We start from the raw sequence: 14142 nt of genomic DNA, 5'->3' as shown, positions 1-14142 counted from the left end.
TAGTTTTGTGAAAGTTTTAAAATTAAAAGGGGGAAATTAATTGTGGTAAACAGGAAATTTAATGGGGTAGATATTGGGGATAGTGCAGTTGAATTTTTTGAAAAATTAGCGATATTGGAAAGTGGTGGAAAATATAATTTAGCAGATCAAAGTTCTTATATCGGAAAATATCAAATTGGAACAGATGTTCTGATGGATATGGGTTGGCTTCCAAAAGGTTCAACTTGGGCAAATGCTAGATTTATTGGTGAAGGTGCAACAAAATGGAAATTAACAGGTAAACGTAGTTTTTTAAATACGCCTGCAGCTCAGGATGAAGTTATGATGCGTTCTGTAAAGATGAGATGGGCAACTATGAAAAAACATAAGGATAAAATTTGTAAAAACATATCAGTTCCTAAAAATGCGATTTATAAAGGTCCAGGAAAAGTAACGGTTTCTGAAAAAATAGTAAAAGAAACAATGATGAAAAAACGAAAGTATGGATATAAAGCAGAAGATTTGAGGGGAAAAAGTTTTTTGCTTACATCATCTGGAATGATGGCGGCATCACATTTATGTGGGCAAGGTGCGATGTCTAATGCTTTGGAGAATAATTTTAAAGGTGTCTGGGGAATACCAGTAGATGGAAATGCAATGCCTTCCTTACTTTATGCTGAAAATTTAGCAGGATATGATTTATCAGTAATCATTGGATTTAAAGATAATTGTGAAGTTGGGCATAAAGTTGTGGAGAAGAATCATACTCAAACTGATAACAAAAATATAAATAAACAGGCAGTAGTCCAACAGAAACCTAAAACTAATGTTTCAAATAATTCCCAGCCAAAATCGACACAAATGCAAAAGCCTGCTTCAACATCAAATACTGCAAAAATGGAAAATGCTGAAAATAACAGCAAAGTAGGAGTGTTTACATTTAATGGGCAGAAATTTGAGGAAGTCTGGGATAGTGAAGAGTATAAGAGGGATAGAGCTGAAAACGGGAAAGCTCCTGAATTAGCTTTTGTAAGTCCAGAAGAGGCTATTTTAAAGAGATTGCAAGCTAAGTTTCAAGATGAAAATGTTTATAATCAGGATTATGTAAAATATTTGGAAACTAAGACTGGGAAAAAGGTGTTGGAAGAGAACAAGGAAGACATAAATGTTATTTTGAAAATGTATGACGAGGCAACCAAAGATAACAGGAATATTGGAAATGTGATAAGACAGCATGGGTTTGATATTTTAAGAGGAAGGGAAGAAAATAATGAAGTTTTGCGGATTCAGGATATAGTTTATTATATTTATTCGTATCCTATTCCAAATAAAAGTGCTGTGGAATCTTTAGAATATGTGTTTAGTCAATATTCGGCAAAATATGTGAAATTTCCTGATAAAAAACCAGTAAATAAATTTAAGAAGCAAAATGATTATGTGGATAAAATACAAGGCGTGATTCAAATACATGTAAAAGATGAGGAAGTTAAGATTGAAAAAAATAAATTGCCTGAAAAATATGATAAATATATGCAAGGAATAAAGGATATTGACGAAATTGTTATAAAAGTTAGTAAAAAACAGCCATCAGAATTGCAAAAGACAAGATGTGAAAATTTGATAAGGGAACTTGGTAAAAATGAGCTGGAATATGAAAAAACTTATTTGATGGACGAAAATGGAGTTAGGCAATTTCCTTTGTCAAGAAGACTGATTGACAATATAATAATTGAATTTTTGAAGGTACAGACTGGATTTAAGGAAGAAAATGAAATTAAGTATTTTGATAACCATAAATACAGAGATAGTAACATAGTGAGAAATTATTTGTTATGGTATATAAAAAAACACAAGGGAATAGATTTGCCTTCGAAAAGTGAAATGGGACTATTTGGCAGGCTTCAAAAAATTGGAAAAGATATAAGGGTAACTACTGTTCTTAATGACTGGATAACTTCAAAATCAGCTATAAAAGTGCGAAATATCAGAAAAATAAGCAATTTGATTGATGAAGTCTATGAAAATTACAGGGATGATTCAGATTTTGAGAAAGATAAAAGTATTATTCAGGCTTTATTTAAGGACAGCAAGGAATTAAGAGATTATGCGGCAAATATTGATTCTATGGACTTGTACGCCTTTTATAAATCATTTTATGACTTGCAGAATGTTATAAATCCTACTGGGGAACTGTTTGTAAATACTAACTGCATGTTAAAGTGTACACTTGGAAAGGATATTAGTAGGTTAATAATAAATGAGGATAGAGTTATGCTTAAAGGAGGAAAGCAGGCAAATATAAATGATACTAAAATACAGCCGTTTAAGTCCTGTAGTGCTATTGGAATTTGCCAACCTGCGTTAATAGGGGCGTGGGAGAAAAATACAGATGTAAAAGTGAGGGATAAGCCTGCATTATTGGATATTTCGACTATACAATGTATGCACGGTGGAACGATAAGCATTGATGATGCTGGGCAAAAGGAAGTGGGAACAGCAGTTACTAAGGCTAAGGAATTTAAGGAAGCTGTAAGAGATGCGGATTGTCAATACAGGCTGTTAATAAACATTTGTAGTGATGTAAACAATAATTTTATGCAGACGAAATTAAAAAAAGAGGCACAGAACTTTGCTAAGTGGAAGAGATATAAAACTGGAGTAATGAACAACATGCGTTCATATTTTTCAAAGGATGTAAAAAATATGCTTGGAATGAGAAAATTAACTGATTTTGAAAAGAAAGACAAAGAAAATTTCATAAAGAAAAATAAGGCAAAAATGCAAATTGCAAATCAGGAAGTTACTTCGGAAAAAGAAAAATATTTAAGAAAAAGAATTTATGCCACATTCAAGGAAGCCTATAAAAGTGTAAAACAAAAATCAGGGCCTAAATTTGATACTAAAGGGATAATAAAAAACTATGGCTTAAGTTTGTGTGATTACGAAAGAAAACGTTTTTATTCTGCAAAAATGCTCCCTGTAATAACTTATGGGTATTTAATGCGTGCTGGAAATCTGACTATAACAGAAAATGCAAAAAAACTGATTGAATCAGAATTAAATAGTGATGTAAATACTATAAATACAGAACAGATAAAATTACAGAACTACAAAATACAAATAAATGTAAAACAGACAAAGACAATTCCAAAACAAAGAATAAAATCATCAGATGTGTCAAACTGGATTGGAATAGGGAAAATGCTTTATACCTCTACAAAACATGCTCCAACTGCGAGAGATGTGTTAAATGCCATAAGAAAAAATGGAAGAAGTGTGGCGGTGTGCCCGTTTAGTCAAGGAGTGTGGGATGAAACTCATAGTTCTTCAAAATCTAATAATACTACACAGAAAAAAAGTGATAATAGTCCTAAAATGGAAATCAAGGAGAATACAGCTAAATATCAGTCAAATGTTCTGAACTCAAAATCTAATACTGTAAAATCTGTTAGTAAAAATACAAAAACAGAAAGTAATGCTAAGAGTCAAAATAATACTAAAAGTTCTCAAGCAGTTACGAGTTGTAAAACATGTCCACATACTGGAGTACAAGGGAAATATATTTTAGATGTTGTGAGAATAGAAGAACGTTCATTAGGTACATTATCTACATTTCGTATATTAGATCCTAGTGGTAGGGAAGTTTCTGGATTTAATGGATATGTAGTTGAGAGAGAAGGTCCTGATACGATTGTTTCTGGTAGAAAAAAGAGAATTGTACAAGGTATGCATCAATTGAGATGGCATCAAAGACCTGATAAAATAAAAAACGGAAAAATAATACGGAAAGGGTATTTAGCAGTAGGTGTTTTTAATCATACTGAAAATCCTCAAGGTTTAGAACATAAAAGATTAAAGAAAAAAGTTTTAATTCATGAAAATAGATTTGTTTTAATTCATCCAGTTGGAGTAAGTTCTGGTTTAGAAGGATGTTTGGCACCTGCGAGAAATTATAAAAGAAATGGGGATAGATACGTTACACAAGGGTCTCAAGATTTATTTAATGAAATAATAAAATTTATTAAAAAAATAGAGGAAAAAAAAGTTGTAAATCATAATGAACTTATAAAATTTAGATTGAGAGTATCTAATAAAATAAACAAATAGGTATATATTTTATTGAGATTTCATTTTAGATAATTATAAATTTTTATATGAAGAAAGGGTATAAAATGAAAAAATTAATAATTCCACTAGTTTTATTAACAATTTCCTGTGGTGCTAAAAACAAAGAAAATACAACTTTAAAAAACAAGGAGGATATGAAAAAAGTGAAAATTCAAAATCAAAATAAAAAAGAAACATCAAGTTTAGAAGATTTTTTTAAAAAATACTCTTATTTAGATTATGTTTTTTCAAATGATCGATATGACTGCATTAATGTTTCAAGTAATAATATTTTAAAAAAATATATAAAAAATAAAGAAAAAAATTTAATAAAATTAAGAGACAGTTCTCAAATTTTTGAAAATTTACCAAAAGAAGAAAGAATAAAAAAAATCATAGAAATAATGTTGGAATTGTTAAAAAAAGAAGAAGAGCATAACTTAGATTGGGTTATCAATAAGCTAGAAATAATGGAATATTTAGTTGCAGAAATATCAGAATATAATAATGGGTTACCAAATTCAAATATAGATGCAGGTAGAAAGAGTTTTTATAAAAAAAGTTTTTTTGAATTTTTAGAAAAAAATTATTCAAAAGAAGAAATAGAAAAAATATTGGAAACTATAACTATTGAAGTTGAACATGGTAACTATTATATAGATGGAAGATATGGATTGAAAAAGATAGATGAAGTTATAGAGAAATTAGAAAAAATTGAACCTATAACATCTGAAGAATGGACAGAAAATGAAAATAGAGGAGCAGAAAAATTTTTTGACAATCAAATCGAAGATAGTTTTTGTAGTCCAGCATATATTCTAAAAAATAATAAAATTATGATAGTAGATGAATATAATAATAAAAAAGTAATAAAAGAAATTAAAATAATGGATTATAAAAATGTGAGTCTTATACTCTATAAAAATATTATTTATATTTATGATGCTGGAAAGATATTTGAATATAGTGGAAAAAATTTTGAAAATGTAAAAGTTGTGGAAAGTAGAAATGTCTTTTGAGTGATGTGAAGAATTCTACAATTCTACTTCAAATTCAAATGTAAAGTATAAGATAATAAGGTGAGAATAATTCTACAAAATTAATAAGATCAGTCACAATAAATATTGACAAATCTTAAATTTTATTGTATCATCACATTAATTAAAAAAAAATTAAAAATATAAAGAAGGGGGAAAATAAAGTTATTTGGAATATCGTCTAAAATTGGTTTAAATGGATTGCAAAAAGTTGATAGCCAGTAATTAATTTTTATATGATGCTAAGAATAATTTTAAAAGGAAAATGGGGAATAAAAATGTTATAAATCAGACTAATCGAACGATTTTATTTGAGGAAATTAATCCAGAGAAAATGGATATATTGACGCTTATTAATGATGCAAGGGATATGGATTCGCTGGATGATGAGAATGTTATTGAGATTAACAGGCATCTTTTGGTTGGAAGCTTTAAAGAATTTTTGGAAAAATTAGATCCTAGAATAAGATGTACAGTAAAACATTTGATAAATTTTATGGAAGATAAATATAAGGTAAGAATGAGAGTCACAGATGGATACAGAAGTCATGCTCAGCAAAATGAACTTTATAAAAAAGGGAGAACAACAAAAGGGCCTGTAGTAACACGGGTTAAAGCAGGATACAGTTATCATAATTACGGTTTAGCTATTGATGTTTGTACAATAGAAAATGAAAAAGCATACTGGAGAGAAAAAGATTATAAATTATTTAATAATGAAGCTGTAAAATTTGGTACAGAATGGGGAATTAAGTTTAAAGACAAACCACATTTTCAATTTAGATTTGGTAAAACAGCAAGTCAACATTACCAAGATTATAAAGATAGAGGAAATAAATTGAGTTATACACCTTAAAAAAATATAGAATTATGGAGAGTGGTAATTATGAGATTAAAAAATAAAATTATAAAAAATATAATAATGATGTATTTTTTTATTTTTAGTATATCCTGTATGGCAGATAATAAAATTGATAAAAAATATCAAAAAATAATTTCAGATATAAAAGAATTTGAGAAAAAAGGGAAATTTATTGGATATTTTGATGATTCTTGTAATATTACAAAAGGAAAAGAAAGAGCAAAATATTACAGAGTTTTACATGAAAAAAATAATGGAACATATTTAATTACTCAACATGATTTAGACGGAACATTAAATGAAATATATCAGGCAACAGATGAATATGATTGTTGGGGAAGAGATGATAATTCGTACAATAGGAGAGAAGGAAAAACTATTTCTTTTTTTCAAAATGGTACAAAACTTCGAGAAGCAAATTATAGAAATGGAAAACTTGAAGGAAAGGAATACTGGTATAATGAGAACGGTAAAATATATTGGATATTAGAATATAAAAATAATATTCAAAATGGAAAGGAAATACGATATTTTGATAATGGAGAAATTGAGGTAGAAGAGAATTTTAAGAATGGTAAAAGACATGGAGAAGGGCGATATTATTATGAAAATGGCAAGTTGGCTACTGTAACTAATTATTTGAATGGAATTATACACGGTAAGAGTATTACTTATTATAAGAATGGTAGAATAAGTTCAGAAACTATGTATAAAAATGGTGAAATTGAAGGAAAATGGGCGGATTATAATAAGGATGGCTCAATAAGGGATCAGGGGGAAGTAGTTAATGGAAATGGCAAGTTTAGAACATATTTTGAGAATGGAAAATTGCATTCTGAAATAATTTATAAGAATGGGAAAAGAAAATATGTTGAATATTATGAAAACGGGAAAATAAAGGGCTCTTTGACATTTCATGAAAATGGGGATATAAGTGGTGAAGGAGAAAATGTTTATTATACAGAATAAAATTTAAAAATAAAATTGAAAATAATGATATTGACAAAATCTTAATTATAGTGTATCATTATATTAATTAAAAATAAATTAAAAACATAAAGAAAGGGGAATTGAAGTTATTTGAAGTATTGTTTAAAATATAATATGGAAAATAATTTTAAAAGGAAAATGGGGAATAAAAATGTTATAAATCAGACTAATCGAACGATTTTATTTGAGGAAATTAATCCAGAGAAAATGGATATCTTGACACTTATTAATGATGCGAGGGATATGGATTCGCTGGATGATGAGAATGTTATTGAGATTAACAAGCACCTTTTAGTTGGGAGTTTTGAGGAATTTTTGGAAAAATTTGATCCAAAGGTGTACAGTTATTTTGATGCAGAGAGTCAGAGTATTAAGTATATTTTGAAAAAGCCGGAGGGAGTGCCTGAGGATCTTGTGACAGAAATTAAGATTAATAATGGAAATACGTTTTTTAAAATGCTTAGTACCTTGATTGAGGCTAGAAAGTCGCAAGGGAACAGGAATGTGGATTTTAAGTTTGAAAATATTTTGGAGTTAATTTCACCGAAAAAGGTTATCGAGGATATTAAACAAACGAGAAAAGAGATTGCGTATATTTATCAGAAATATGAAGAATTGGATGATGAGAATCCTAAAAAACTGGAATTAGGGGATAAACTTAACTCAAAATTTGAGGAGGCTTCGGAAAATTACAGTAATGTACTTGGGATGTTGCCACTTGCGATTGAAGATATAAAAACTCGGCTTTTAATTGGAAATGATACAAATAATTTTAAATCAGAGAAAATAAAGCTGGGAATGCTGCAAGTAGGAGAAAAAGGGGAACTTGAAGTAATTGAGTATAAGCAGGAAAATCAAACTTCACTTGCAATGATTGAAGAGAAAAATACGACGGCTCTAGTTGAGGCTTTTAAAGATGACTATGAAAATGTGACAGATGAGCCGAATAAATATATTAGCGATTTGGTTGTTAGAACGTTTGTGCCGCTTGCAAAGACATTTGTGGATGTTGATCCTGAGCAGGAAGTTGAAAATTATAACAATTATTTGGCGTTTTATAAGTCGGCACAGGAGGATTTTATAAAAATTGCGAAACCTCTGATTGAAAAAATATTGGGTGTAAAAATGTTTTTTGAACAGTATGATGTGAGAATGGGGCTTATGAAACCGACGCTTTTGATTACAAATATAAAGCCTGAAATGATTGTAAAGGCTGGAAATAAGGATAAATTGAGAGCATTTTTGAACACAACTAATGAAAAGAATGATTTTAACAATACTGTATGGTTTGGGATTTATCCAAATGTTGATTTGGAGATGAAAAAATCTGAGAAAAAAGTTCGTGAAAGATTTATGGGGAGTAAAAAAGATGAGAAAACTGAGAAAAATACAGTTGAAGTTTTGACAAATTTAATGACTGTGCTGGCAGAATATAGAGTTCAAGTATTTTTTAATTTTGAAGGAAAGCCTGAAACTTCGTTTGACAATCTAGCTACAATGGGTGTGGATAAATATATTGAAAAGACCCAAGTGTTGGAAAATCAGAAATATTCTGAATATTTAATACCAGTAATTCCTAATTTTACTATAATTCCAAAGGATAAATCAGGTGTTATGCTGGATTATAAAATGAAATTTGAAGAAGAAACAGGGGTATCACTTTCAAAAGAACAGGAAGATTTGTTAAAATTCTGGATAGAAGGCGTATATGTTGATGCGTCATATGTTGCAGCTGGAATAATTGGTGCTACGCAATGTCCAAATTACTTGAAAGAAAGATTTTCAAACGTATCACCACAGTATCCAGGAGTACGTTTTGATATTGAGGAAAAGGACAATTCTTATCATACAAAAACAACAATGTCTAAGGAAATATCAGGATTTACAAATACAATAAAAGATAGGATAAATCAGTTTAACTATGGATTTGTATTTTCATCGGATAATGCGAATGTGGCACGTGAAAAAATACGGAATATAGTTGTATACAAGGCAAGAACTTTGCTAAAAAATCTGGATGGAGGTTATGAACCGCTTTACAAGACACTTACGACAACGTATATCGAAAGAACGCTAAGGTTTATAACAACAGACTTTAAGGAAGACAAGTTGAATATATTTTTCAGCACAAATCCTGAAAGTCAGAAATCAGTATGGTTAAAAGATACAAAATTTGTAAATGGAATTATGCAAAAAGGGGATGACTTGTCGCATATAATTGATGTGGATAATGGAATTTGCCAGTTAAATATAACTTTTGCAGGAAACTTGAAGAATTTACAAGTTGAAATTAATAAAAATTAGTAAGATAAAAAAATGGGGGAAAAATGGTTGAAAATAAGTATCCGATATTTGGGACTGGACAGGTAATAAGTAAGGAGGCACTTGATTTATTGAGGGATAATCCAGCTGAATTGACAGAATTATTGTATTTGGATAGAAAAGATGGAATAATTTCAGGATTTAATCTTGTTGCAGATACAGAAAATAAGCAAGTGACAGTAACAAAAGGAATTGTGAAATGTGGTGGAAAAATTTTTTGGATGAATGAGGATTATAAATTTGATATGCCTGAAATCGAGAATAGATATGTTTTAAAACTAAAGTTGCTTTCAGACTTTGAAGAAAGAAAATTTTATGTTAGAAGTGCTGATTTTTCACTAGAAATTTTGAATAATGGAGAAAATATTGAAATAAAGAATGAAGATGGATTTACTAAAAATGAATTTGATTTGAATAATCAATTAGAAGTGAGTGCTGATAATATTGAAAATACTAGAAGAAAGAAAATTGGAGAAATTGAAATAACACGATTTATTACAAGAGTTGGGGCGGAACTTAGAAATGATTATAATAGTTTTATAGATTTAAGACGTGATTTTAACTTGCTGGAACTGATAAATACAAAATGTTCTTCAAGACATGAATTTGGGACACTTCATCCTAAAATTTTGGAACTATTTGGAAAAGAGGCTTCCAAAAAGGCAAATTTGGATATTTATGATGTTAATTTTTATGTAAATTGCTTAAACGGAAGTGTGGAGAGAGATGTTATAATTGCCTATGTTAATTTAAAATTACAAATGGAACATGAGAATCATAGTAACGAGGAACTTTATCAGTATTTAATCAAAATTTTGGATAATTTGGGGAAAGATAGGGAAATTGCTCAGAAAAAAAGGATTATTCCAAGAAAAATTACGATTGAATAAAAAATTGAAATTTATTAATTTTTCTAATTTTATACTATTTGCTATTTAAATAGTACAAATCAATTAAAACTGCTTTTTAAGGAAATTACATAAATACTAGGTTTTAATCCTTTACCAAAAAGATTTATAATAAATTCGTTATTTAAATAGGGTTTACTATCAGTATTAAATATGAATACAATTACAAAAAAAACACTCAGGTAGCTACAAAAATCTATAATTTAACTACTTGAGTGTATTTCTAGGAATTAATCTTGATGGGATTAGTCAACTGTAAATATGAATTGATTTCCAGCGTATAAGCCTAATTTATTTTTATTCAGTTTAAATGTATAGGTACCATCTGTCAGACTGTCGTTTTTTTCATTAAAAGTAAGATTTTTGGTATCTGTTTGCATTCCATTTTCAGATTCACCTTTATAAGTTATCTTGTATTGGTTGTTTTCTTTAGAAAATACTAAAATTCTATCTTCCATTGGGATTTCCTTACCAATAAGTTTGTCCACATGTTGTAAAGTCTGGCTAGCCTTTACTTCTTCTGGTTTTACTTGAGAAGGAGGCTGATTGTTGGCATTTTCGTTAATAGTTTCAGAGGATTCTACAACTGGCTGTGCTTCCTGTGGGTTAGATTGGGAATTGTTAGTTGTAGCATCGGCACTTTGTTGTTCAATCTGAATTTCATCCTGATCCGCATTTTGGGCTTCATCTTTTTTTCCACAGCTCATTATTGCTAATATCGCAAATGTACTGATTAACATTTGTTTTTTTAAATTCATAAATTACCACGTCCTTTTCAATTTATTCTTAGTATATATTTTATATTGTTTTTGAATAAATTACAAGGGCTGTGACAATAAATGTTTACTAAAAGTTAGGCTTGATTAATTTTTTATAATATTTTCTTAAAAAAAAATAAAATTTTGAAAAAAAGGACTATTCTTTTTTGAAAAAGTGTGGTATAATAACTTCAGATAACCAAAAGCAAGTAACATGTAACAAAAAATATATATTTGTAACAGTAACAGTTGTTTGAGGTGTAAAATTTTAGGAGGTAATACTTTGTTAGGTAAAGTAAAATGGTTTAACGACAAAAAAGGATTTGGATTTATTTCAGGAGAAGATGGGAATGATTATTTCTTACATTTCTCAAAAATCAATAAAGAAGGATTCAAAACAGTTAACGAAGGTGAAGAAGTAAGCTTTGATGTAGAAGAAGGACCAAAAGGACCTCAAGCAACAAATGTAATTTCTCAATAATCGATTAATTAATTTTTTGTTTAAAGAAAGGCTGTTTCAAAATGATAAATTTTGGAATGGCTTTTTCCTTTATATATGATTTTTATTTATAAAATATAGAAATTTATTTTAAAATTGAACTTAAAACTTATAATTATTTCATTTAAATCCTGATTTGTTTTTATCAGTTAAAAATTAAAAAAATTTACTATGCAGAAGGTGAGGAGATATTATGCTGGTGGATTATCACATGCATTTTGAATATGGGAGTTATGATGAGGATTACGTAAATCCGTTTTTTGAAAAGGCAAAAGAAATGGGGCTTTCGGAAATAGGGATAACGGAGCATACCCATGGATTTAAGGAATTTAAGGATTTGTATTATGATGAGCTGATTTTGGATGACAGTGAAACTGGGAATTTCCAGAAAAAATGGCTTGAGCAGAAAACAAAATTTGTCCATACATTGGATGAATACAGAGATTTTATAGATAAATTGAAATCAAAGGGGTATCCAGTAAAATTTGGAATTGAAGTGTGTAATTTTAAAAATCAGGAGAAAGTTAAGGAAATATTGTCTAAATATGATTTTGACTATCTAATTGTTTCGATTCATTTTATTAAGGGTTGGGGATTTGATTTCAGTGCTTTGAAGCATAAATTTATTGATGAAGATTTGGTGCAGATTTGGAAGGATTATGCAAAAGAGATTGAGGATGTTGCAAATACTGGAATGTATGATATTTTAGGACATCCGTTTAATTTGAGATTATTTAGAAATATTCCAGAAAAAAGAGATGTTGACAGCTTGCTTGAAAGTACGGCTAGATGTTTGAAAAAAAATAACATGGTTGTGGATATAAACACAGGGACGTTTTATCGTTATCCAATCAAAGAAATTACTCCGTACAGGGATTTCATGGAATATGTGAAAAAATATGATATTCCTGTGATTTTGTCAAGTGATTCACATTATTCTGAGCATGTTGGAATGAAAATAAAGGAAGCTGGGGAATATGCAAAGGAATTTGGAATTACTGAAATGGTAACCTTTGATAAGAGAAAGAGAAAAATGGTTGAGATAGGTTAAAAATAAAAAATAGGGATTGCCTCAGAATGTGAGATAATCCCTTTAATTTTATTAATTTCTTTTTTTCTTGATGTCTTCCCAGTCTAATGTATTAGAAAATTCTTTCATAAATGCAATTAAAATTCCTAAAAATAGTCCTAAAAACAGAGAACCGGCTATAACCAGCTTTTTATTCAATGCAGGTTTTGTTATTGAATTTACGTATTTAACAACTGGATTTGAGTCATTTTTTAATAGACGGTAATATGCCAATCTTGATACTAATGTGTCTGTTAAAGAGTCTTTTGTAGTTCGGATATCAATATTTTGCGTTAAAAAGCTATATTGCTGCTCCAATAATTTTATTTGTGTATCCAAAAAGTTATTTTTTCTTTCAAGCAGATAGCCCTGTGCAAGTGCCGGGTACTCTTTTGCAAAATTTTCCCCTTCAGTTTTGTTATTTGTAGTGAATTTTACTTTTACCGTTGGATCGTTATTTTCTGACTGTGCTGTCAATCTTGTTGTCATTTCCTTAAAGAACTTATCCTCTGGTAAATTTACATTTCTTAAAGTTTTTGAATTTTTTTTCAAGTATGAGTAAAAGTCAAATGAATTTAGTGAAAACTGTGAATTTTCTCCAATTTCAGTAAGAACTTTATCATTTCCATAAAGGGTAATGTCTGATTTAAAGGATTTGTTCACAAAGACAAAAGCTGTAGAAAGTATTACAACTATTATCGTAGTTAAAGCGATTAAAAATTTATTTTTATAAATAATCTTGATTATCAAGCTGGCGTCAATTATTTGTTGATTTTTATTATCCATTTTATTTCCTTTCAAATTAAATTTTTATATATCAATTTTATCAAAAAAAGTGTAAAATGACAATGGGGAATTTAAAAAAATTTAATTGAAAATGATTTTTTTTATATATTATAATAAAATAAAAAATCATATTAAGAATTTGGGGACTAAAAATGATTTACACAATAGAAATACTAGCAGAAATGCAAAAAGAGTTTAGCAAGATTGCTTCTGAAAATGGGAAAAGTGAAAATGAATTTATTCTTGAACTGATAAGGGAGCAAATTGAAGACTATGAAGATGCGATTGCATTGGATAAAGTTATTGAGGAAAGTACAGGGGATTTTGTGGATTTTGATGATTCTGTAAAAGAGTTAGGGCTTGAAAATGAAATATAAAGTAAAATTGAGCATAAGTGTATAGGTAAAAAATTAAAGGTTATCTTGAAAAACAAGGTAGTCTTTTTTGTTGGAAATAAAAATTATAAAATGAGATAAAAATATGATATAATTATTTATTGATAAAAACTGAAAATAAAAAGACTAACTATATAATGTCAAGTTTTTTTTTCAAAAAAAAACAAAAAATTTTTTTGAGGAATTTATTTAAATTTTTGCATAACAAAATAGGTAATTTAATAATTTAAATCACTTAAATGGTTAATTAATGATATTTTTAAAAAGTTCGTTTTTAGTTTGTAAATGGTAAATAACTCTGACTAATTTTTTAACAACGTGAGATATGGCAACATTAAAATGTTTACCTTGAGAACGTTTTCTGGCAAGATGTTCCTTAAATACAGGGCAGTAGATACTGGTTAGTCTTGCAGCATTGTATAAAGCGTAT

At 28.8% G+C, this 14142-nt stretch carries 11 protein-coding genes and 1 pseudogene; 9 read left to right on the top strand and 3 right to left on the bottom strand.

What is annotated here, in order from left to right:
* Positions 1-42 precede the first annotated feature (42 nt).
* The 6 genes from K324_RS0106800 to K324_RS0106775 all read left to right on the top strand — a co-directional run bounded on the left by K324_RS0106800 (position 43) and on the right by K324_RS0106775 (position 10187).
* On the top strand, positions 43-4086 hold the full coding sequence (locus tag K324_RS0106800) for a DUF4280 domain-containing protein (protein ID WP_026748505.1): 4044 nt from the start codon (positions 43-45) through the stop codon (positions 4084-4086).
* A gap of 65 nt (positions 4087-4151) precedes the next feature.
* Entirely contained in the window at positions 4152-5105 is a 954-nt protein-coding gene (locus K324_RS0106795) for a hypothetical protein (protein WP_026748504.1), read from the top strand.
* 283 nt (positions 5106-5388) lie between these two features.
* Positions 5389-5979 (top strand): M15 family metallopeptidase, encoded by a 591-nt coding sequence (locus K324_RS15195; protein WP_051354410.1) that lies wholly within the window; start codon positions 5389-5391, stop codon positions 5977-5979.
* 30 nt (positions 5980-6009) lie between these two features.
* Positions 6010-6954, top strand: coding sequence for a toxin-antitoxin system YwqK family antitoxin (locus tag K324_RS15190; protein WP_026748503.1), 945 nt, complete (start codon positions 6010-6012; stop codon positions 6952-6954).
* A gap of 159 nt (positions 6955-7113) precedes the next feature.
* Positions 7114-9279, top strand: a complete 2166-nt coding sequence (locus tag K324_RS0106780; RefSeq protein ID WP_026748502.1) for a hypothetical protein — start codon at positions 7114-7116, stop codon at positions 9277-9279.
* Between the two features lie 23 nt (positions 9280-9302).
* Complete coding sequence (locus tag K324_RS0106775) at positions 9303-10187, top strand: hypothetical protein (RefSeq protein ID WP_026748501.1); 885 nt, start codon at positions 9303-9305, stop codon at positions 10185-10187.
* A gap of 263 nt (positions 10188-10450) precedes the next feature.
* Here the strand turns inward: K324_RS0106775 and K324_RS0106770 are convergent, their stop codons facing one another.
* Positions 10451-10963 carry a hypothetical protein gene (locus K324_RS0106770; RefSeq protein WP_026748500.1) on the bottom strand — a complete coding sequence of 171 codons (513 nt, stop codon included), beginning with the start codon at positions 10961-10963 and terminating at the stop codon, positions 10451-10453.
* Between the two features lie 283 nt (positions 10964-11246).
* On the opposite strand from K324_RS0106770, the gene K324_RS0106765 reads away from it, so the two are divergent.
* Positions 11247-11444, top strand: a complete 198-nt coding sequence (locus tag K324_RS0106765; RefSeq protein WP_015769847.1) for a cold-shock protein — start codon at positions 11247-11249, stop codon at positions 11442-11444.
* Between the two features lie 211 nt (positions 11445-11655).
* Positions 11656-12513 (top strand): histidinol-phosphatase HisJ family protein, encoded by an 858-nt coding sequence (locus K324_RS0106760; protein WP_026748499.1) that lies wholly within the window; start codon positions 11656-11658, stop codon positions 12511-12513.
* A 51-nt stretch (positions 12514-12564) separates the two neighbouring features.
* On the opposite strand, the gene K324_RS0106755 is transcribed toward K324_RS0106760, so the two are convergent.
* On the bottom strand, positions 12565-13317 hold the full coding sequence (locus K324_RS0106755; RefSeq protein ID WP_026748498.1) for a GumC domain-containing protein: 753 nt from the start codon (positions 13315-13317) through the stop codon (positions 12565-12567).
* 152 nt (positions 13318-13469) lie between these two features.
* On the opposite strand from K324_RS0106755, the gene K324_RS0106750 reads away from it, so the two are divergent.
* Positions 13470-13694, top strand: a complete 225-nt coding sequence (locus K324_RS0106750) for a hypothetical protein (protein ID WP_026748497.1) — start codon at positions 13470-13472, stop codon at positions 13692-13694.
* Positions 13695-13955: 261 nt separating this feature from the next.
* Here K324_RS0106750 and K324_RS15995 read toward each other — a convergent pair.
* Positions 13956-14142 (bottom strand): annotated as a pseudogene (locus tag K324_RS15995) (hypothetical protein); the annotation flags it as partial.

Source organism: Leptotrichia trevisanii DSM 22070 (assembly GCF_000482505.1).
GTDB lineage: Bacteria > Fusobacteriota > Fusobacteriia > Fusobacteriales > Leptotrichiaceae > Leptotrichia > Leptotrichia trevisanii.
Note: the sequence above shows the minus strand (reverse complement) of the source record. Positions and strands in the feature narration are given on the sequence as shown.